The 22751-nt window shown below is 75.8% G+C and carries 5 protein-coding genes and 3 pseudogenes; 7 read left to right on the forward strand and 1 reads right to left on the reverse strand.

The window, feature by feature from the left end; all coding sequences use genetic code 11:
* Nucleotides 1-105: 105 nt before the first annotated feature.
* The 3 genes and pseudogenes from UK82_RS36530 to UK82_RS33565 form a co-directional block, all read left to right on the forward strand.
* Nucleotides 106-194, forward strand: a pseudogene (locus tag UK82_RS36530) (dUTPase); the annotation flags it as partial.
* A 1-nt stretch (nt 195) separates the two neighbouring features.
* Nucleotides 196-405: pseudogene (locus tag UK82_RS08135) on the forward strand (DUF4193 family protein); the annotation flags it as partial.
* Nucleotides 406-1161: 756 nt separating this feature from the next.
* On the forward strand, nt 1162-5232 hold the full coding sequence (locus tag UK82_RS33565; protein WP_055406790.1) for a LuxR family transcriptional regulator: 4071 nt from the start codon (nt 1162-1164) through the stop codon (nt 5230-5232).
* A 156-nt stretch (nt 5233-5388) separates the two neighbouring features.
* On the opposite strand, the gene UK82_RS08145 is transcribed toward UK82_RS33565, so the two are convergent.
* Nucleotides 5389-5901: a hypothetical protein gene (locus UK82_RS08145; protein WP_044884355.1), complete on the reverse strand. Its 513-nt coding sequence runs from the start codon at nt 5899-5901 to the stop codon at nt 5389-5391.
* A gap of 949 nt (nt 5902-6850) precedes the next feature.
* Here UK82_RS08145 and UK82_RS08150 point away from each other — a divergent pair.
* The 4 genes and pseudogenes from UK82_RS08150 to UK82_RS08160 all read left to right on the forward strand — a co-directional run bounded on the left by UK82_RS08150 (nt 6851) and on the right by UK82_RS08160 (nt 22748).
* Nucleotides 6851-7732: a LuxR C-terminal-related transcriptional regulator gene (locus tag UK82_RS08150; protein ID WP_044884354.1), complete on the forward strand. Its 882-nt coding sequence runs from the start codon at nt 6851-6853 to the stop codon at nt 7730-7732.
* Between the two features lie 1917 nt (nt 7733-9649).
* A partial coding sequence (locus tag UK82_RS36535) for a beta-ketoacyl synthase N-terminal-like domain-containing protein (protein ID WP_236705650.1) occupies nt 9650-12322 on the forward strand: 2673 nt, incomplete at its 3' end.
* A gap of 1 nt (nt 12323) precedes the next feature.
* Nucleotides 12324-17554, forward strand: a pseudogene (locus UK82_RS36540) (SDR family NAD(P)-dependent oxidoreductase); the annotation flags it as partial.
* Nucleotides 17547-22748 (forward strand): type I polyketide synthase, encoded by a 5202-nt coding sequence (locus UK82_RS08160; protein ID WP_055406792.1) that lies wholly within the window; start codon nt 17547-17549, stop codon nt 22746-22748. The pseudogene UK82_RS36540 and the gene UK82_RS08160, both read left to right, overlap by 8 nt.
* The last annotated feature ends 3 nt before the right edge of the window (nt 22749-22751 follow it).

Raw genomic sequence — 22751 nt, forward strand, 5'->3', positions numbered from 1 at the left:
TGTCCCGGGGTGCCGTGTTGAATGGCTCCCCGTGTTCGGCGGGAACCACTACCCGCGGGTTGGCATAACCCCTGGGGAACGACGGCAGGGAAAGGAAGGAGACGCATGGCTCGTGACTTCGACGCTCGGCGAAGCACGGATGTCGAGGAGGACGAGCTCCAGGAGCAGAGCCTGGAGACGCTCAAGGCGCAGCGNGCGGGCGCTGCGGCGGACCTCGGGGACGACATGGACGCCCTCGAGGCCGAACTGGACCTGCCCGACGCCGAGGTCCGCGACGAGGAACTGTCGCTGCGGGTGCTTCCTCGGCAGGCGGACGAGTTCACCTGCACCCAGTGCTTTCTGGTGCAGCACCGCAGCCAGTTGGCGGATCCACGCCGCATCGTCTGCTCGGACTGCGCGGCCTGACAGGTCCGGGGGATCGGCGGTCGGCACGGCGGGCGTCATGACCGACCCGACGCCCCCCGGTCGGCCCGCCGCCGCCCTCGTCCGGGCCGCCAGCACCAGCACTACCAGCACCAGCCAGGACCACCAGCACCAGCCAGGACCACCAGCACCAAGCCAGGACCACCAGCACCGCCAGCACCGGGGGAGGGCCGCGACGGGGATGACCCCGGCGGGGCGCGAACCCACGCCGGGCGGCGTGCCGCGACCGCGTTCGTGACCGTGGCCGCCGTCCTGGGGCGCTGTTCGCCACCACCTGTTATTCATTGGACCGCTATCCGGGGGGATGGCGGGCATCCGCACGCCACCGCCGGCTCCGCGTTGCGGACATCGGGAGTCGTCCGGTGCGAGTCGCGGGGCTGACCGGCGCGGCTGCGCGGGACACCTGAACGTGGGCCCCCGACCTGGTGCCCCCGTCCCCGATCCGCCCGTCGCTGGCGGCGTTGCGGATGTCGGTTCGGGGACGGCCGCGTACGGCGAGTCGTCCGGGCCCGTCCGGCCTGCCCCGTCGCCCAGCCGGTGGCGGCGGCGGCGCCGGGGAACGACAGGTTGCTCATACGGCCGAGTAGCTGTACCACTACCGAGAGCAACTTGCCGTGGGGGTGGTGTGGAATGCTCGATGAACAGTCACTGGTGCCCGGTGCTGTCCCGTCCCATCCCGTTGCGCCCGCCCATCGGGCCCCCCTCGGCTCGGCCGAGGCCGCCCCAGGTCCGGATCCCGTGTCCGGTCCGGACGGCCGTGCGGCGCCCCGGCCGGTCGCGGCCGCCGGCCTGCCCCTGGTACGCGGCCACTTCGTCGTGCCGATGCCCCCGTCCGACTGCCTCGACCGGCCCCGACTGCGCCAGGTACTCGACGAGGCCGTGACGCGCCCGCTCACCGTGGTCCGGGCCCCGGCCGGGTGGGGCAAGACCACGCTGCTCGCCGGTTGGGTCGCAGCCCGGCCCGCGCAGCCACCGTTCGTCTGGATCCGGATCGATCCGGCGGCGACGCCGACGGTTCCCGGCGGTCCGACCGTGCCGTTGTGGCCGCAACTTCTGCACGGTCTCGGCCGCGCCGGCCTCATCCCGGCCGGTGCCGATCTCGCCCCTCCCGGCGCCGCCACGGCGCACCACCCGCCCGACCGCGGCTACCGGCAGCTTGCCAATCTTCTCGCCGACCTACCGGCGCCGTTCGTGCTCGTCCTGGACGACGTCCACCTCCTGCACGGGCGCAGTGACCTCGACGGGCTGGAACTCCTGGTCAACGAGGTCGGCGAGCGTGTCCGGACGATCCTGGTGGGTCGGACGACGCCGGTGGCGCTGCACCGGTTGCGCGCCGCCGGGCGGGTCACCGAGATCGGTGCGGGCGCGCTGGCGTTCACCCGGTCCGAGGCCGTCGATCTTCTGCGGGCACAAGGGGTGTCGGCGACGGCGGGACTGGTCGGCGGACTGCTGCACGCCACCGAGGGATGGCCGGCCGGCCTGCGCCTGGCGGCGGGTGCCCTGGGCCGTGGGGCGGCGGCCCGCCTCGGCGGTGCGCTCGACGCGGAGCGGGCCGGTGGCCGGACCGGAGGGTCTTCGCCGTGGGCATCGTCGGCGTCCGTACCGCAGTGGGCGCCGGTCGGGGGACGGGTGAGGGCCGCGGATCCGGATCCGCCGTCGGCCTCGCTGGCCGCAACACCGGAGATCGTCGAGTTCCTGCGCGCGGAGCTGCTCGCCCGCCAGCCCCCGGCGGTCCACCGTTTCCTGCTGCGCACCAGCGTGCTGGAGTCGATGACCGGCCCGCTGGCCGACGCCGTGGTGGGAGAGGCGGACCTGGCCCCGGCGGCGCAGGTGCTCGCGGAGATCGCGCAACGGTACGGGTTCGTGGTCGCGCACCACGACGGGCTCCGGTTCCGGTACCACCGGCTGTTCGCCGCGCTGCTGCGCTCCGACCTGGCGCGAGACCGCACCGAGGACGTCGACGAGCTGCATCTGCGGGCGGCGCTGTGGTTCGCCGCGCACCGCCGGCCGGCTGAGGCGGTGCGGCACGCGGCGTGGGCCGGCGACTGGTGGTATGCGTCCTGCCTGCTTGTCGACGGCGCCGGGATGGTGGACGCGCTGTCCGGCGCAGCGCTCCGGCTCGAACCAACCCTCGCGGCGATGCCGGCGTCGTGGGTGTCGTGGGCGCCCGAATGCGCGTTGGTCGCCGCGGACGGGCATCTTCGCCACGGCCGGGTGGCGAAGGCGACCCGGTGCCTGGAGATGGCCCGCGTGGCGATCGCGGCGGCGGCGATCTCCCGGCGCCCTGCGCTGTCCACCCAGGCTGATCTCGTCGAGCTGCGCCGGGCCGAGTTGGTCGGGGCGGGCGAGGAGATGCTCGGGGTGGCCCGTCGCCTGCTGCGCGCCGGCCCGGACGTTGGCACCAGCCAGCGGCGGCGCTCTGGCCGGCGGGTGAGCGCGCCGCCCCGCAGCGACGGACCGCTCCGCAGCGACGGACCGCTCCGCAGCGACGGACCGCTCCGCAGCGACGGACCGGCCGCCGGGCCCGCCGATCGACCCGCCGATCGACCCGCCGAGCAGGATGGCCTGCCATCATCCGCTCGCGTCGAACCGACCCTGATTGGTGGCGCGGGTGGCTGGCCGGACCGGCCGGGCGCGGCATGGCCACCCGGCTCACCCGGCCGGGACGACGATCGTCTCGGCGAGATCGTCACGGCGCTCGCCTGGTGCGGGCGGGGGCGGGCAGAGCTGTGGCTCGGCCGCGCCGAGCCCGCGGTGGACGCGTTGATCGAGGGGGTCGAGGCGGCCCGGCTGGCGGGGGCCCGGCTGGTCGAGATGTCCGCGGCCGGCGCGTTGGCGCTCGCCTACGCGCTACGGGGCCGGCTTCGGCTGGCCGAGTCGGCGGCCGCGGTGGTGTTCGCTGCGGTCGGCGAGCTGAGCGCTCGCCCCGGCGAGGCGACCCTTCCCAGCACCACGGTGGGGAAGGATGGTGCGACGATCAGTGCCGTCTCCGCGCTTGTCGGCTGGGTTGACGCGACGGAAGGCGATGCTACCGTCGCCAATCCGCCGGGGATGGCCGGTGCCGTCGAGGCGCATCTCGCGATGGCGATGGTGGCCATCGCCCGGGCCGACGAGGAACGGGTGGTGGGTCACCTCCAGGCCGCCCGGTCCGGGCTGGGGCCTGGGCATCCGCCGCATCTGCTCGATCTCGTCGTTGTGCTGGACGCACGGTCGCGGTGCCGGCGGGGTCGTCCGGACGACGTTCGCACTGCCCGCCGCCTGCTCAGCGGGCGGGGCCGTCCGGCCGGTCCGCCGCTGTGTCTGTCGCTGTGGCAGGCCGTCGAGGTCGACCTGCTGCTTGCGGTCGGCAACGCCCAGGCCGCGCGGCAGGCACTGGGGCGCCCCGTCGACGGCCGTCGCCCGGACCACGTCCTGGCGCTGGCCGCGGCACGGGCTGATCTTGGCTGCGCGGATCTGGACGCGGCCGAGAACGCGGTCGCCGGTCTGCTGCGCGCCGACGGCGGCGGGGGCGGTCCGGTCGTCGCCGCGTGCGCGCTCGCGGCCGTCGCGGCGGCCCGCCGTGATGATCATGCTCGGGCGACCGGGCTGCTCGCCCGGGCCCTGGTCCTCGCCGAGGACGAGGGGTTGGCCGCTCCGTTTCTCGATCTTGGCGATGAGCTGCTGGCGCTGCTCGACGCGCATCCGGGGCTGGCCGCCGCCCATCCCGAGTTCGTCGACAGCCTGCGTGCAGCCGCAGCCGCAGCCGCAGCCGCAGCCGCGCCAACGGCGAGTGCCGGGACGTGGCGAGCGGGGCCCGGAGACCGATCGGGCGGCGGAGTCACTGCGGCGGGCGGGGTCGGCCCGGCGGGCGGGGTCGGCCTCGTGGGCGGGGCCAGCCTCGTGGGCGGAGTCGGCCTGGCCAGCGGAGGTGGGGCGGCCGGCGCAGCGACCACGCTCGGCGGAGGTGAGCCGGCCGGCGGGGTGGGTGCGGCCGGCGGGCCGGCTGCAGACGGCGCCGGAGTGGTCGCGGGGGCCGAGCTCTTGCCGAGACCTGGTGTCGACCAGCGCCGGGTTGCGCTGGAGACCGGGACGCGAGGCTCGGGCGTGCTGGTGCCCGCTCCGGCCCGGTCGGTCCCGCCTGCCCGGCCCACAGCCGCGGGCGGCCGGCTGCCGTGGCCGGCGCCCGGCGGCACGCCGTCCGGGCGGGCCGGCGCCGGCCACGGTGGTGGCGGCGGTTTCCGGCACAGCGGGGAGTACGCCTCGCCGCCCGGGCGAGGGATTCCCGCCGCCGGCTCGCCCAAGGCGCCCACGGCCGGCGGCCCGCCGGCGGTAGGCCTGGACTCATCCCACATCCGGGGCGGTGGGAGCGGCAGCGCGGGCGCCCCGGTCGACTGGCGCCGCCGCCCGCCGCCGCCCGGGGCCTCGCGGCCGGGCGTCCCGGGCGGGCCGGGCGGATCGGGCGGATCGGGATCCGCGGCCAACCCGGCTCGGCACAGCCGGAGACCCGGCGGCGCGTACCCGGGTCCGCACCCGGGCGCGGGGGGCGACGCGTTCGGTGGCGTCCCGCGGGCCGGGGCGGCGGACCGGTGGTTTCGGGAGCCGGACCGGCGTCGGCCCGGCGGGGGTCCGGCGGCCGGCGACCGCCTCAGCGATCGGGAGCTCGCGGTTCTCAGCTACCTGCCGACGATGCTGACGACCGCCGAGATCGCGGCCGAGCTCTACGTTTCGGTGAACACCGTGAAGACGCACCTGAAGAGCATTTATCGCAAGCTCGACGTGCCGCGGCGCCGGGACGCGGTGCACCGCGCCCGCGAACTCCACCTGCTCTGAGACGGTCCGAGGCGCTGAGGCGCTGAGGCGGTCTGAGGCACTGAGACGGACTGAGGCGTTGAGACGGCCTGAGGCGGTGAGGCGGCCGGATTCCCGGACGGCGAACTGCGAGAATCCGCCGCCGCCGGCGGCGGCGGGCCAGGAGGTCCGGTCGCCTCAGATTCCGGCTTCGTCACGGGGCTCGGCCGGCTCGGCCTCGTCCCGGTCGCCGAAGACGTGTTGTTCCAGCGTGAGGTACGGCCGCTGCGTAAGGTCCGGATACGGCTCCCGGAACTCGAGCGCGTCCGCGTCTGCGTCCGCGCCGGGGAAGGGGGCGGCGACGCCGGGCACGTCCGGAACGGTCAGGGAATCGGCGGATGCGGGCCGCGCGGTCCCACCCCGTCGGCCGTCGGTCAGCGGGATCGTCCGACGTAGCGGCCAATCGCTCGCCTGACCCCGGCCGTCGGCGTCTGCGGACCAGCCGCGGAGGTCGGCGCCGCGTTCGCGAGCCGCGGCCCGCGTCGGCAGTGGCACGACGGCCCGGAGCACGCAGATGACCGAGGTGACGATCCCCGCGACCATCAGAATCAGACCCAGAACCGGGAGATCTACCCCGACCACTCGCCACGTCAGGGCGTATCGCAGCGTGGCACCCGCCACAACCAGGAAGACCGACAGACCCAGGGTCATCAGTTGTTCACCTCGTTCGTCCCGCGGGCGGGGCGGCGGCGGACCGGGATGGTCGCCCGCCGCCCGGCTTCGGTGGGAGGGCATCGGTGGCGCGAGACCGTACCGGGTCTGCGCGAATCCGGCGGGATGCGTCGTGGGCGTTGGACCTCGCGGGGGACCGGCGGAGGTGCCCCTACCGAAACGGTGGGCCGCCTATATCAATACCCTCGGTGACGATGGCCCATGCCGGTGAGGCACCTAGTGGGTAGGTGGTCACCCATTGTGGAGGGTGGCGGGTGGCGGGAACGTTTCGCGTCCGTCGCGCCGTCCGGCCCCGCCGCCGGGCTGGATCCCGGCCTGCGCGGGCGAGCGGGGGCCCGCAGGGCCCGCATACCGCTGGCGAGGTGGCCCGTTTAGGGGATGGTTCCGGGAGGGAAAAATCACGCGAAGTGGACACTTCACGCGCGAGGGTGGCGGGCCCGGAAATATATGGCCGGGTTGGGGGCACGATTCTCCCACCGAAGCGGTGGGTTTGGCCCGACTGCGAATGAGGGGCGCGGGCAACTGGTGGCGTAGCGAGGGAGGTGGGCCCTACGCTTGCCGAACATGTCCATCTTCACCGGAAATTCACCCGGTGGCATCGCCACAACCGGACTACCGCCCGGTTTGATTCTGAGTCTGACCCCCGGAGGCACGCGTGACCGACCGAGTTCCCCGCTCGACCGATGCTATCGGCGAGGACGCGCCCCATCGGCCGCGAATCGGCGTGACCGTGGACACATCGACCGAGATAGGCATGGCGGGTCACATCGCCAGGCGAGCCTCGGCGAGCTCACCCGCTCCGCCGACCACCCCACATCGTGCGGCACCGGCGCCGGCGCGGCACCCCGCACCGACCACGAGCACGGGAAGTGCCACTGCTCGGCAATTGTCTCATCCCCGCTCCGGGCCCCCGATGACCGGGTCCCCCATGGGACGCGGTGAGGTCCCGGGCGCGCCCGCCGCCCGGACCGCCCCGGGTGCGCCGATGCGCCCGGGCGTGGCCGCCGCCCGCGCCGGCGCCCCGATGCCGCGGGACCTCGCACTCGGCGCGGCCGAGCTGCGCGGCATCCTGCGCGTCGTGGAGGACTGCGAGCGGGCCTCCTCGCTGGCTTCCTTCCGTGAACTGGCCCTCGACGGCATGGCCCGCCACCTGGGCTATCGCCATTCGGCCTTCTTCCTGGGCTCCTCGATCGAGACGGCGTTCCAGGACGCCCGGCCCACCGGCCGGGGCCTCGCCCTGCGCCTCGCCGGCCCGTACATGGAGCGCTACCGGGAGCTGGAGGCGCTGAGCAACCCGGAAAGCCTGCGTTCGGTCCGCGAGCGTGGCCTTGCCACCCTCGACGACCTGGGCGTTCCGGAGCGTCCCGAGGTGCGAATGCGCCTCGAGCGCTTCCTGCGCGCCCACGGCATCCACGCCAAGCTGCTCGTGCGCCTGTTCGGTCCGTCGAACGTGGGCGCGCTCATCTCCCTGCTGGACTCGCGGCCGGGCGCGTTCGGCCCGCGGGACCGGGCGGTCGGCGCCGTCCTCGGCCGCCATCTCGGCAACCTGCTGCGCTTCTACATCCGGACCGATCCCGGTCCGTCCGTCGCGGGACGGCTGTCCGCCCGCGAACGGGACGTGGTGCGACTCGTCGCCGAGGGCCGGTCCAACCGGCAGGTCGCCGAGGCGCTGTGCATCAGCATCGACACGGTCAAGCATCACCTCACCCACGCTCTCGTGGCGACGGGATGCTCGAACCGCACGCAGCTCGCCATCGCCTGGCAACGCGAGACCAGCGCGTTCGCGCCGCCCAGCCCGCCCCGGCCCTGACTCGCCGGTCAAGGAACTGACCCGACCGTCGGAGAACCCCGGCCGCGTCCAGACGCGACGGGTCACGGTTCGAGGTCGCGCGTCTGCGGCCCGCTGCCGCCCCGGCACCCTGCCCCTGCCCTTGCCGCCGCTCCCACCCCGGACCCCGGATGCCGGTCCTCGGCCGCGGCGGCGGTCCTCATGCTGGCCGGTCGTCTACCGGCCGGCAACACGCCGGGCCTGCCCGGCAGCCTGACCAGGCCGGACATGCCCGGCGAGGAGACCGGCCCGTGCCGCGACGGCGCGGGCGCCAGGTGCCCATCGACCCATGGGGCCCGCAGGCCGGTCGGCCCGCCCGCAGGGCGGAAGGCCGGCGCACCGACGCGACGCGCCACGGCGCGCCTCGACAACTGACTTCCGACGAACCGCGGGTGGCGCGGGCCGAGACCGGCCGCGCCACCCGCGGTCGTGTCATGTCCGGGGCTCGCACGACCCGAGCAGCCCCGATGTCCCGGTCCTCGCGCAGCGCCGCCCCCGGCGGCCGCCGATGGCTGTCCCCTGCCGGGCGTGCTGGCCGTCGCTACCCTGTGGGCCGCCCAGGCCTGGCGTCGGCGGGCCCGGGCCCGCCGGTTGCCGCCGTCGTCGTGCGCCACCCCGTCACGGTCGATTCCTGACGGTCGGATGGCCGAGCAGCGGTTCGGGCAATCACCTACCGGTGGTTCGCCGCCGCGCCGCGTCCACGTGAGCGCCTCGGGTGCCGTCCACCCTGCCCCGATGGCAGCGGCCACCGAAGGAAGGCCAGGGCGGGCCGTGTCAGCGGGCCGTGCCGACGGGTCCCGCTGGTCCCCGTCTTGTCCTGATTATCGTAGATCATCATATTTATGGCTTCTGCGTCAGATGCGCGTCATGCCCCATCTGTGGGATGCTGACCCTTGCCCGTCGTAGCAGGCTGGTCCGGTTGGGTGGCACGGTGATGAACGTCGTCATCTTTCCGCTCGGCCCCGCTTGCGGCTGATGGCACGCTGTGACTAGGTTGACCCGTGTCCTTGCTAGCCGGGTGGGGCCCGAAGGGGCCACCCGACCGCCGGTGACTGACCCGGCCGGCGGTTACCACGATCGATTTCCGGATGCCCTACACCCGTGGTTCGATACCTTCCGCGGCGCCACTCTCGCTTCCGTTTTCTTCTGGCCTTGCGCGTGCTGGTCCGTGTCCGAGGAATGTAGCCTCGACTGTTCATCGCCCCTTTAGCCGACCGAAGTCGAATGGAAACCGCCGGGTTCGGCGGTCCGGGATACCGCCTGCGTGCTACCAATTCGTGACCTCCGCCGATCGTCACCGGGATTGATGAGGTCGCCCGGTGCACATCCGCGCGGGCTCTGCGTAATCCCGAGCCGCGACATCACCGGCGATGTCCGGCGGCGGGGGAACCGCTGGGCCGAAGGGGCTCCGACCAGGTCACGGCGATCACAGCCGCTCTCCAAGGCGCGTGTGATCGTGACTTTGGCCTGCCACCGTGCAGTGCTCCGGACCGAGCCGACTAGTATTCCGCGCACGTTGACGGTACCGGGTCGGCTAAGGAAGTCGGTCGCTCCGGGCGCCGGGCGCACCAGTTCCGCGAGAGTTGTTGGGGGTCCGTTCGCTTTCCGCGTAGTCAGTGCAGATGCAGCTTCCCCGGGACGTCTGTCGCCCAGCGGCACCGGCCAGGAGGTCACCGATGATGTCGACGATCCCGTCGTCCGGAACGTGTCCATCACGTTGGTTTGGTGGGTGCGCCTCTTGTCCTGGATATGGCCTTGTGGTGACCCGGGGGCGGACCACGCGCTGGAGGCGCGGGACCGGTCGGACGATCGGACGGCCTCGGCGGGCCCAGTGACCCGGACTAGTTCGTCCCCCTCATCACCCTGCCCCCGGCCGCGACCTGCCAGGAGGACCTGCCGATGACCACCGCACCCCGCGTGTCACCCGAGGCCTCCCCGGCCGGTTCCGACGCGCCCGACCCGCTCGACGCACGCGAGCTGGTTGTCGTGATCACACCGTTCGCCCAGCCCGCCGCCGCCCTCGTCGCAGCCGTGACGCGGGCCGGCGGTCTCGGCGTCCTCGACCTGGGGCGCTCGGCGCGGGCGGCGCGCGACGCCCTGCGGGACGCGGCGCGCTGGACGCCGGGACGCTTCGGGGTACGGGTCGCCGCCGGCTGCCCGGTCGACCCGGACGAGCTGCCTGCCGCGGTGGATCTCGTGGTGCTCGCCCCCCGACCGGGCGGTGCCTCGGCCGGCGAGCTCGTCGCGGCGGGCGGCCCGGGGACCGACCGGCGCTGGGAGCCGGGGGAGCTGATCCGGCGGGGCCGGCGGGTCTGGGCGGAGGTGACCTCGGTTGCGCAGGCCCGTGGCGCGGTCGCGGCCGGCGCGGTCGGGCTCGTCGCGCGGGGCAACGAGTCCGGTGGCGTCGTCGGCGACCTGACCACGTTCACCCTGCTGCAGCACCTGCTCGCCGCCGGGCTGCGGGACGACGCGGGCGGCGCGGTGCCCGTCTTCGCTGCCGGGGGGATCGGCCCCGCCACGGCCGCGGCGGCGGTGGCGGGCGGCGCGGCGGGGGTCGTGCTCGACTCCCAGCTCGCCCTGGTCCGGGAGGTGGAGCTGCCCGAGCAGGTGGCCGCCGCCGTGCGGGCCATGGACGGCAGCGAGACCATCCTGCACGCCGGCCACCGGCTCTACATCCGGCCAGATCTGCCCATCGCCGCCCTCGCCGGGCGGATCGAGCGGCCCGCGGCCGACCTGCGCGACACCGGCGGGGAACTCGCCTCGGACGGCGCGGTCACCGCCCCCGCGGGCGGCGGCCGAGGCGGGTCCGGCGGGGACGACGGCGCGGCCGACGGTGCCGCGGCCGCCGCCGCGGTAGCGGCCCGGCTCGGCGCCCGCGACCTGGTCGACCAGTTCCTCCCGATCGGCCAGGACGGCGCCTTCGCCGCCACGCTCGCCGACCGGCACGGCAGCGCCGCCGGGGTGGTGCGGGCGGTGCGCGAGGGTATCCGGGACGGCATCGCGGCCGCCGCCCGCACCCGGCCGTTGGCCGTCGGCGCGCCGTTCGCGGCCGCACGGGGGCTGCGGCATCCCGTCGCGCAGGGACCGATGACCCGGGTCAGCGACCGGGCTGCGTTCGCCCGCGCGGTCGCCGACGAGGGCGGACTGCCGTTCCTCGCTCTGGCGCTGATGAACGGCGAGGACTGCCGCGCGCTGCTGACGGAAACCGCCGACCTGCTCCAGGACGCGCCGTGGGGCGTGGGCCTGCTCGGTTTCGCCCCGGCGGCCCTGCGCAACGAGCAGCTCGCCGCCGTGCGCGACGTTCGTCCGCCGTGCGCGATCGTGGCCGGCGGCCGGCCGGCGCAGGCGGCGCCGCTGGAGGCGGCCGGCATCGACACGTTCCTGCATGTGCCGTCCCCGGGCCTGCTGCACCGGTTCCTGGCCGACGGGGCGCGCAAGTTCGTCTTCGAGGGGCGGGAGTGCGGCGGGCACGTCGGGCCGCGGGCGAGCTTCCCGCTGTGGGAGGCGCAGATCGCGGGGCTGCTCGCGTTCGGCGAGAGCGACCAGGTCGGCCCGGACTTCTTCGCCGGCCTGCACCTGCTGTTCGCCGGTGGGGTGCACGACGCCCGCTCGGCGGCCATGGTCGCCGCCGCGGCGGGCCCACTCGCCGAACGGGGCGCCGGCATCGGCGTGCTGATGGGCACGGCCTACCTCTTCACCGATGAGGCCGTCGCCTCCGGCGCGATCCTGCCCGGCTTCCAGCAGGCCGCCCTCGACTGCGAGCGCACGGTGCTGCTGGAGACGTCCCCGGGGCACGCCACCCGATGCGTCGAGTCCGCCTACGTTCACACCTTCCTCGACCGTCGCCGCGAGCTGCTCGCCGCCGCCACGCCCCGCCAGCAGATGTGGGAGGAGCTGGAGGCGCTCAACCTCGGCCGGCTGCGGGTGGCCAGCAAGGGGCTGCGCCGCGACGGTGCCGAGGTCGTCCAGGTCGATCCGGCGGCCCAGGTCCGGGACGGCATGTTCATGATCGGACAGGTGGCGGCGCTGCGCTCGGACCGCACGAGCATCGCCGCCCTGCACGACGAGGTGACCACGCGGGCCACCGCCGGTCTCGCCGACCGGGCCGCCGAACTCGGCGTGCCGGCCGGGCAGGAGCCCGCGCTCGGGTCGGCCGACGATACGCGACGCCCGGCGGGCGGCGAAGGGAACGAGGCGGACATGGCCGGCGCGGGTGCAGGTACGGGTACGGGTTCCGGCGGCGAGCGGGGCCGGGCGACCGGCGTCGATCGCCCGGCGGTGGCGACGGTGACGGCGGCTGCGGCGGCCTCCCGTCCCGCCGGTCAGCCGCTCGACATCGCGATCGTCGGGATGTCCGCGATCTTCCCCGACGCCCCCGACCTCGCCACGTTCTGGGCGAACGTCGTCGCCGGCAACGACGCGATCCGCGAGGTGCCCATCGACCGCTGGGACCCCGAGGTGTATTACTCGGCCGACGCGGTGGTGAAGGACGCCGGACGCCGCACCCCGTCGAAGTGGGGCGGTTTCCTGCCGCGGATCCCGTTCGACGCGCTGGCCTACGGCATCCCGCCGNGGTCCCTGCGCAGCATCGAGACCAGCCAGCTCCTCGCCCTCGAGGTCGCCACCCGCGCGCTGCGCAGCGCCGGTTATGACACGGGGCAGAAGGACACGGGGCAGAAGGCGGCCGGCGAGGGTCGGCCGTTCGACCGCTCCCGCGCCTCGGTCGTCTTCGGCACCGAGGCCGGCACCGACCTGTCCGGCGCCTACGGGCTGCGCTCACTGTGGCCGGGCCTGCTCGGGCAGTTGCCCGCCGAGCTCGAGGAGTTCCTGCCGGAACTGGACGAGGACTCCTTCCCCGGCATGCTGGCGAACGTCATCGCCGGGCGGGTGGCCAACCGGCTCGACCTCGGCGGGGTGAACTTCACCGTCGACGCGGCGTGCGCCTCGTCGCTGGCCGCGCTCGACGCCGGCTGCAAGGAGCTGCTCGCCGGCAGCTCCGACCTGGTGCTCTGCGGCGGGGTGGACACCCACGCCGGCGCCCACGACTTCCTGCTGTTCTCCTCGGTGCACGCGCTGTCGCCGCAGGGACGCTGCCGCAGCTTCGACTCCGGCGCCGACGGCACCAGCCTGGGTGAGGGGGTCGCCGTCGTCGTGCTCAAGCGGCTCGCCGACGCCGAGCGCGACGGCGACCGCATCCACGCGGTCATCCGGGCCGTCGCCGGCTCCTCCGACGGCCGCGCGCTCGGGCTGACCGCGCCCCGCAAGGCCGGCCAGGTGCTCTCCCTGGAACGGGCCTACGCGCGGGCCGGCATCTCCCCGAGCGACGTCGGCCTGCTGGAGGCGCACGCCACCGGCACGGTCGTCGGCGACCGCACCGAGCTCGCCACCCTCACCGAGGTGTTCACCGACCACGGCGCGACCCCCGGCCAGTGCGCGGTCGGTTCGGTGAAGTCGCAGATCGGGCACACCAAGTGCGCCGCCGGCCTGGCCGGGCTGATCAAGGTGGCGAAGGCGGTCGAGACCGGCGTGCGCCCGCCGACCCTGCACATCGACACCCCCAACGCCTACTGGGACGGCGAGACCAGCCCGTTCTACTTCGACGAGGCCGCCAAGCCCTGGGCGGCACCCGCCGGCCAGCGCCACGCCGGGGTCTCGGCGTTCGGCTTCGGTGGCACCAACTTCCACGTCGTGCTGTCCGCCTACGACGGCGGGCCGGAACCCGCCCACGGCCTGGACCACTGGCCCGCGGAGCTGTTCGCCGTGCGCGGCGCCGACCGGGCGGCTGCCAGCCGGGCGCTGGACCGCCTCGCCGCCCTGGTCACGACGAACGACGACGCCGGGCGGCCGTTCCGCCTGCGGGACCTGGCCCGCACCACCTGCGCGGCCGGTGGCGGCCCGGTGCAGGTCGCGTTCGTCGCCGACGATCTCGACGGGCTGCCCGCCGCCATCGAGGCGGCGCGGACGTTCACGGCGGACCCGCGCGCCGGGGTGTTCGTCCGCGACGACGCCGAGCCGGGCGCGACCGCCTTCCTGTTCCCCGGCCAGGGCAGCCAGCGGCCGGGCATGCTCGCCGATCTGTTCGTCGCCTTCCCCCGGCTGCGTGCCGTGCTCGACCTGGCCCCCCAGTGGGCCGAGACGATGTTCCCGCCGGCCGCGTTCACCCGGGAACAGAAGGCCGAGCAGGTGGTGGCGATCACCGACACGCGGGCGGCCCAGCCGACGCTCGGCCTCGCCGGCCTCGCCGTGCACGACCTGCTCACCGGGTTCGGCGTCCGCCCGGACCACGTCGGCGGCCACTCCTACGGCGAACTGGTCGCCCTGTGCGCCGCCGGCGCGCTCGACCGGGCCGACCTCGTCGGCCTGAGCGAGGCACGGGCCGCCGCGATCCTCGCCGCGGCGGGGGATGACCCGGGCACGATGGCCGCCGTCCAGGCGCCCGTCGAGCGCGTGCGCGAGGCGCTGGCCGAACTCGGTGCCACCGCCGGCGACGTCGGCGCTCACGTCGTAGTCGCCAACCACAACGCCCCGCGGCAAAGCGTGATCTCCGGGCCGACCGCCGCCGTGGGCGAGGCCGTGGCCGCCCTCGGCCGGGCCGGCCTGGCCGCCCGGCCGATCCCGGTGGCCTGCGCGTTCCACAGCCCGGTCGTGGCCGCGGCCGCCGGCGCGCTCGCCGACCGCCTCGACGCGCTCGACGTCGCGGCCCCGGCACTGCCGGTGTGGTCCAACACCACCGCCCAGCCGTATCCGGCGGCACCGGAGCAGGTGCGGGCGACGCTCGCCGGCCAGGTGGCGGCGCCGGTGCGGTTCGTCGAGCAGATCGAGGCGATGTACGCGGCCGGCGTGCGGACCTTCGTCGAGGCCGGCCCCGGTCGGGTGCTCTCGCAGCTCGTCGGCAAGATCCTCGCCGGCCGGCCGCATCGGGTCGTGGCCACCGACGTCGCGGGGGAGCCGGGGCTGCGCCGGTTGCTGCTCGCGCTCGCCGAGCTCGCCGCGGCCGGCGTCGGTGTCGACTCGGCGCCCCTGTTCACCGGGCGTGACGCCCGGGTGGTGAGCGACGCGGACGTGCCGCGCCGGCCCGGCTGGCTGATCGACGGGGCCTACGTGCGCACCGCCGACGGCCGTTTCCTGCCGGGCGCCCTGCGGTCGCCGACCCGACTGGCCCTCGCCGCCGGTCCGGGCGCGGCCGCCGAGGCCGCACCGGCCGCGGACGCCGCGGCGGCGGCGCCAGCGGGACCCCGCTTCACGGTGCCACCCGTCTCTCGCGCGCAGGCACCATCCGCGTCCCTCGCGGCGGCATCTCCAACCGCGGCGGTACAGACCGCGGCGGTACAGACCGCGGCGGCGGCCGGTGGGGAGCTTCCCGAGATCGCGGGCGTGCGGGGATTCGTCCCGCAGGACCCGGCGCCACCGCTCGTTCCCGCTGACCCGATCGACGATCCGGCGGTCCTCGCCGCCGCACTGCCCGAGCTTGGAGGTGGCGGCCCGGTGGACGCCGTGGTGTTGGAGTTCCTGCGGACCACCCGCGAGCTGGTCGCGGCACAGCGCGACGTGGTGCTGGGCTACCTGGGCTACGACCCGACCGGACTCGGCCGCCCGGCGTCGCGTGACGGCATCGACGGCGTCGACCGCGTCGCGGCCACCCCCGCGGTCCCCCGCCAGGCCCAGCCGGAGCAGGCGCGAAGCGCCGGCGTACCGGTGACGCCCGCGGTGCCCCGGTCCGCCCCCGTGGCGGACGTGGCGGACGTGGCGGGCGCGGCCCTGCCGCCGGTCGGCGCCCCCGCGGCTGCTGGCGGCTCCGCGGCGCCGGTGGTCCGGTCCACGGTGGTGGAGCGGTCGGCGGTGTCGGATGTGGTGGTGGGGGTGATCGGGGAGCAGACGGGTTATCCGGTGGAGATGTTGGAGCCGGATCTGGATCTTGAGGCTGATCTGTCGATTGATTCGATCAAGCGGACGGAGATCCTGGGGGAGTTGGCGCAGCGGTTGGGGCTGGTGGAGGCGGGTTCGGGGGAGTTGGACGAGGAGGTCGTCGAGGAGCTGGCGGCGATCAAGACCGTCCGCGGCATCGTCGACTGGATCGTCGGTTCGACCGCCGGCGGGACCGAGCCCAGCGCTTCCACCGCCGCGGCGGCGCTGACCGGCGGGTCGCCCGTAGCCGTCGGGTCGCCCGCAGCCGTCGGGTCTTCCCCAGCCGTCGGGTCTTCCCCGGACCTCGGGTCCGCTGTGGTCGGCGATCCGGTCGGGGCGATTCCGCTGCGGCGCTTCGTCGTCGAGCCGGAGATCCTGCCCGCGCCGGCCGGCGCGGCGCCGACCGACCTCGCCGGCTCCCGCTTCCTGCTGGTGGAGGGCGGTCTCGGGGTCGGCCTGGCGCTCGCCACCCGGCTGGAGCAGGCGGGCGCCGAGGCGCGGATCCTCGCCGCCGACGACGCCGGCCTCGTCGACCAGATCCGGGCCGGGGCCGGCGCCGACGGTCTCGTCTGGATCGCCTCCGCCGACCCGGGCGCGGACGAGCACGCGATCCTGCCCGGTGCGTTCCCAGCCCTGCGGGCCGCGGCCCTGGGCGGCAGCCGGCGGGTGCTCATCGCCACCGGCAACGGCGGGCGGTTCGGCCGTGCCACCGCCACCGCCACCGGCGCGACGGCCGACCCGAGCGCGGTCGACGCCCTGGAGCACGCCCGACGCGCCGACGCCGGGGAGTTCGTCGTCCGCCCGACCCCGGGCGCGGGGCTCGCCGGCCTCGTCCGCACGATCGCCCGGGAGGTGCCCGGCCTGGCGCTGCGCCTCGTCGACGTCGAGCCGAAGGACGAGCCCCGCCGGATCGCGGACAGCCTGCTCGCCGAGCTGCTCACCCCGGGTGGGCCGCTGGTCGTCGGCTACCGGGAGGGGGCGCGAGCCACCCTGCGGGTACGGCCCGCGGGTGCCGGGGGGGCCGGCAGCCTGCCGGCCGGGCTGGGCCCGTCCTCGGTCGTGCTGCTCACCGGCGGCGCCCGGGGCATCACCGCGGCGGTCGCCGTCGAGCTCGCCCGGCGCAGCGGCTGCACCGTCGAGCTGATCGGGCGCACCCTGCCGCCCGCGGGGCCCGAGGATCCCGCCACCGCGGGCGCGGCCGACGCCCCGGCGCTGCGCCGCGCGCTGATCGAGACCGGCGTCCGCCGCCCGGCCGAGATCGAGGCTCGGGTCTCCCGACTGCTCGCCGAGCGGGAGGTGCGGGCGACGCTGGCGACCCTGCGCGGGCTGGCGTCCTCGGTGCGTTACCACGCGGTGGACGTGCGCGACGGCGCGGCCGTCGCCGCGGTGGTGGCCGACGTCTACGCCCGCCACGGTCGCCTCGACGGGCTCGTGCACGGCGCGGGCGTCCTCGCCGACCGGCTGTTGCGCGACAAGACGCCCGAGTCGTTCGACCGGGTCTACCGAACGAAGGTCGACGGCGCCCGGGCCCTGCTCGCCGCGGTCCGCGACGACGTCGGCTTCGTCGCCCTGTTCGGCAGCGTCGCGGGGGTGTTCGGCAACCGGGGTCAGGCCGACTACGCCGCCGCGAACGACGCCCTCGACACGCTCGCGGGTGCGGCGGCGGGGCGCTTCGCCGGCCGGATCGTCAGCGTCGACTGGGGCCCCTGGGCGTCGCCGGCCGCCGCGGGCGGCGGGATGGTCTCCGCAGAGCTCGCCCGCGAGTACGCCCGCCGCGGCATCGGCCTGATCGACCCGGCCGACGGCGTCGCCGCGCTGCTGAGCGAGCTGGCGGGCCCGCCCGACGGTCCGGCGCAGGTCGTCTACATGTGCGCCGAGGCGGAGGCGTTCGATGCGTGACCCCGGGGGCGGGTCCGGGGCGCCGCCGATCGCCGTGGTGGGGATGTCCGCGCTGTTCCCGGGCGCCGGCGACCTCGACACGTTCTGGCGCAACATCGTTGGCGGGGTCGACGCGATCCGGGCGCTCCCGCGGGATCGCTTCGACGTCGACGACTACTTCCCGCCCGAGCGGCCGCTCGCCGCGCCGGGCACGCGGCGGGGCGCGGGTACCGACGCGGCTCCGGCCGGTGCGGCGGACGGCTTCTACTGCCGGCGCGGCGGTTTCGTCGACGAGTTCGCGACGTTCGACCCGACGGCGTTCGGCATCGTCCCCAACGCCGTCGACTGGGCCGAGCCGGACCAGCTGCTGGCGCTGCGGCTTGCCGCCGAGGCGATCACGGACGCCGGTGGGCCCAACGGGCTCGGCGACGCCGAGCGGGTGGGCGTCGTCCTCGGCCGCGGCGGCTACGTGGGGTCCGGGGTGGCCCGGCTCGAGCAGCGGGTACGCACCTCCCGCCAGCTCGTCACCACCCTGCGCGAGGTCCTGCCGGACCTGCCCGCCGACGCGGTCGAACGCGTCCGCGAGGCGTTCGTCGCGCAGCTCGGTCCGGCCCGCCCGGAGGCGTCGATCGGCCTGGTGCCCAACCTCGCCGCGTCCCGCATCGCGAACCGGCTCGACCTGCGCGGTCCCGCCTACACGGTGGACGCGGCCTGCGCGTCGTCGCTCATCGCCGTCGAGATGGCGATGCGTGATCTCGGCTCCGGCCGCACCGACACGATGATCGTCGGCGGTGCCCACCTCGTCCACGAACCGTCGTTCTGGAGCGTGTTCTCCCTGCTGCGGGCGCTGTCGCCGAGCGAGGCGATCCGCCCGTTCGACCGGCGGGCGGACGGCATCCTCATCGGCGAGGGCGTCGGCATGCTGGTGCTGCGCCGGCTCGCCGACGCCCGCCGCGACGGCGACCGGATCTACGCGGTGCTGCGCGGGGCCGGCACGTCGAGCGACGGCCGCTCCGCCTCCCTGATGGCCCCCGCCGCCGACGGGCAGACCCTCGCCGTGCGGCGCGCCTGGGCGGACGCCGGGCTCGACCCGACGGCACCCGGCGCGATCGGCCTGGTCGAGGCGCACGGCACGGCCACCCCGACCGGCGACGCCGTGGAGCTCGCGACCCTGGGCCGGATCTTCGGCACGGCGGCCGCAGCCGGTACGGGCGGCGCGGGACGCGCGGACATCGGCATCGGCTCGGTCAAGTCCATGATCGGCCATGCGATGCCGGCGGCGGGCGCGGCCGGGCTGATCAAGACCGCGCTCGCCCTGCACCACCGGGTGCTGCCGCCGACGCTGCACTGCGACGAGCCGCACGCCGCCTTCGCCGGCAGCCGGTTCGCGCCAGTGCGGGCGGCGACCGACTGGGACACCCCGGCGGGCGGCGGTCCCCGGCGCGCCGGCGTCAACGCCTTCGGTTTCGGCGGCATCAACGCCCATCTCGTCGTCGAGGAGGCACCGCCGACCGCCCCGGTGACCCTAGCCCACACCTTCCCCGCCCCCCCGCCGGCTGACCCTGCGCGGGTGGCCGATCCGGACGCGGAGGCGGTCCTGTTGCTCGCCGGGAGCAGCCCGGCGGAGCTGCTCGCCCAGCTCGACGTCGACGACGCGGAGCTGCTCGACCGGGACGACGCGGCGAGCCCGCCGGCCGGCGGCCCCTGGCGGCTCGCCCTGGTCGCGCCGACCCCGCGCCGGCTCGCCCTGGCCCGGACGGTCGTGGGGCGGGGCAACCCGTGGCGGGGCCGCAACGACCTGTGGTTCACCCCGGCCGGCCTGCTCGACCCCGCCCGGCCCGACGGGACGCCCGCCGGGCGGACGGCGTTCCTGTTCTGCGGCCTGGAGGACAAGTTCTCCCCGCGCATCGACGACGTCTGCGCGCACTTCGGGCTCGTCCGCCCGGCCCTCGACGACACCGGGCTGCTCGGCCGGCACGGCGTCGCGAGCGTCGAGGTGGGGCGGATCCTCGACGAGGCGCTGCGACGCCTCGGGATCGTCCCGGACCTCGTCGGCGGGCACAGCATCGGCGAGTGGAACGCGATGATCAGCGGTGGGCTCATCACCGGCGAGTCCACCGACGCCTTCATCGCCGGCTTCGACCCGGCCGCACTGGAGGTGCCCGGGGTCGTCTTCGGGGCACTGGGCTGCGGCGCCGGGCGGGCCGCCGAGGTCATCGCCGATCTCGGCGACGTCGTCGTCTCCCACGACAACTGCCCGCACCAGTCGATCATCTGCGGGCGCGAGGAGAGCGTGCGCACCGCGCTCGAGCGGCTGCGCCGCGACGGCGTGCTCGGGCAGGTCCTGCCGTTCCGTTCCGGCTTCCACTCCCCGTTCCTGGAGCCCTACCTGGACCGGCTGCGGACCAACCTCGCCGACGTCACCCTCGCCGAGGCGACGATCCCGATCTGGTCGGCGACGACGGTCGCGCCCTACCCGCGCGACCACGACGCCGTCCGGGCGCTCGCCCTGCGTCACCTCGTCGAGCCTGTGCGGTTCCGGGAGCTCGTCCGCCGGCTGCACGACACCGGCGTGCGCGCCTTCGTCCAGGTCGGCGTGGGCAGCGTCGCCGGGTTCGTCGACAACACGCTGCCCGGTCACGATCACGTCGCGCTGGTCACGAACTCCCCGAAGCGTTCCGGGCTGGACCAGTTGCGCCGCGTGGCCGCCGCGCTGTGGGTGGAGGGCGCGGCCCCGCGGCTCGATCTGCTGCCCTGCCGGACCCGCCCCGAGCGGCCCGCCACCCCGGTGACGGTGCCGGCCAGCGAGCCGACCCCGTCCCCCGCGCAGGCCCTGACCCCGACGCCCTCCGCCGGGAGGGCCATCGAGCTGCCGCGGCGCCGGGGCACCCCTGTCCGGCTGAACCTCGGCACGCCGCTGGTGCGCCTCGGACCCGCGGCCGCCGATCTTCTGGGCTCGGCCCTCCCTGTCCTGGATCTCCCTGTCCCGGCCCTCCCTGGCTCGGATCTCCCTGTCCCGGCCCTCCCCGGCCCGGCCCTCCTGGGACCGGATCACCTGGATCCGGCTCTCCCGGCTGTGGGCGCCGCCGGCAGCCATCCGGTTCTCGACGAGCTGCGTGCGGCGCTGGCCGACGCCGGTGCGGTGATGTCCACGGTCGTCGACCGGTGGGCACTCGGCCCCACCGCCCCGCGGGGCGCGCCACCACGACGGCGCGGCGGCCCCGCGGCCGGCGGGATGGGCACCGTGCCCGCGTCCGGTGGGTCCGGTGGCGTGCCGGCGCCCCGCGGAGCGGGCGCCACCGCCTCCTGGGGTCCCGGCGCGTCCGAGCCTGCCAGCCACGCCGAGCCTGCCAGCCACGCCGAACCCGCCAGCCGCGACGCGGCCGCCTCCGGCGGCGGCCTGGCACTCGGGCCGCGGACCGTCCGTCGCCGGTTGTCGCTGGAGTCGATGCCGCACATCATCGACCACTGCTTCTACCGCCAGCCGCCGGGTTGGCGCGACCTGTCCGACCTGTTCCCGGTCGTGCCGATGACCGAGGTGCTCGAACTCATGATCGCGCAGGCCGCGGCGCTGATGCCGGGGCGGGTGCCGATCGGCATCCGGGACGTCCGGGCGCTGCGTTGGCTCGCGATCGAGCCCGCCGTGGAGGTGTCGGTCATCCTCACCCCGGCGGGGCCGGACGCGGTCCGGGTGACCATGGAGGGCTACGCCCGCGGCACGGTCGTGTTCGCCGACGGCTACCCGCCGTCCCCGCGGACGACGGCAGCCACCGCGGACCTGCCGGCGGGCCCGACCGGGCCGATCCTGCCCGGCGAGCAGCCATCCCGCCACCAGGGCAGCGATCTCTACGGCGGTCACTTCCTCTTCCACGGCCCCGGATACCAGGGCATCCACCGCATCGAGGCGATCGCCGCGGCCGGCATCCGCGGGCGGCTGCGGGTGCCGGCCGCGTCCGGCGCGCTGCTGGACAACGCCGGGCAGCTCTTCGGCTACTGGGCGATGGAGAACCTGCCCGCGGACTCGCTGCTGCTGCCGCAGTCCCTGTCCGACCTGCGCTTCTACGGTCCGGCGCCGGTGGCGGGCGACCTGGTCGACTGTGTCGTGCGGATCCGGCAGGTCGCGGAACGGACGGTGACCGCCGACCTCGAGCTGCGCCGGCTCGACGGGTCGCTCTGGGCGGTCGTGTCGGCCTGGACCGATCGGCGTTTCGCCAACGACGACGTGCTCTGGGCGATGGTCCGCGCCCCGGAGCTGCACACCGTGGCCCAGCCCTCGGGCGAGGGCTGGGTGGTCGCGCTCGACCGCTGGTCCGATTCGGCCTCGCGCGAGCTGATCGTGCGCCACTACGCCGACTCCGCCGACCGGGCCCGGCTCGCGGGCCTCAACCCGCGGGCGGCGCGCGGCTGGCTGCTGGGGCGCATCGCCGTCCAGGACGCCGTCCGGCGCTGGCTGTGGGCGCGCGGTGCGGGGCCCGTCTGGGGGATCGAGGTCCGGATCGAGCACGACGGGCTGGGCGCCCCGCTGGTCGGCGCCCTGCCGGCGCGGCCGGGCATCCCGGCCGGCGACCCCCCGCGGGTGTCCCTCGCGCACAAGCCGGAGCTGGCGGTGGCGCTGGTGTCCGCGGACGGGCCGGTCGGCATCGACATCGAGCAGATCGTCGTTCGGGCGCCCGGCGTCGAGCTGGCGGCGCTCGCCCCGGTCGAACGCGACCTGCTCGACCGGGTCGCTGGCGACGATCCGGGACGCCGGGCGCTGTGGTTCACCCGGCTGTGGGCGGCGAAGGAGGCGGCGGCGAAGGCCGAGGGCACCGGGCTCGCGGGCCGACCGCGCCAGTTCGTCGTCGACGGCCCGCACCGGCCCGGACGGGCCTGGGCCGCGGCCGACTGGGCCGGGCACGCTCCGCCCGAACTGGTCCGGGTCACCGTCTACGGGGATGGTCCGGACGGGCCGCTCCCGCGGGGCTCCCGGTGGGTGGCATTGCGTACGGTGGACGCCTCCGGCCGGATCCGGCCGGAAGGCGGCGCACCCGGGGCCCCCGAGCCGGACTCGGGCGGCGCCGACGGCCGGGCCGTGGCGAGGGACGTGCGTTCCGCCACCGTCATCGGTCAGGTTGCTGCGCGTGACGGCGCCCCCGCCCGGCGGGCCGGCGCCGCGACCTATGTGGTCGCCTGGACCTCCCCCGAGGTCGAGGCAAACGGCCTTCCCAGCGAGTAAGGA

It is taken from the genome of Frankia sp. ACN1ag (genome assembly GCF_001414035.1).
Classification (GTDB): domain Bacteria; phylum Actinomycetota; class Actinomycetes; order Frankiales; family Frankiaceae; genus Frankia; species Frankia torreyi.

What these genes read in the sequence shown, in the direction of transcription:
- UK82_RS08145 (WP_044884355.1), bottom strand. Translation starts at nt 5,901, where the DNA reads ATGACCCTGGGTCTGTCGGTCTTCCTGGTTGTGGCGGGTGCCACGCTG.
- UK82_RS08150 (WP_044884354.1), top strand. Translation starts at nt 6,851, where the DNA reads ATGGGACGCGGTGAGGTCCCGGGCGCGCCCGCCGCCCGGACCGCCCCG.
- UK82_RS08160 (WP_055406792.1), top strand. Translation starts at nt 17,547, where the DNA reads ATGCGTGACCCCGGGGGCGGGTCCGGGGCGCCGCCGATCGCCGTGGTG.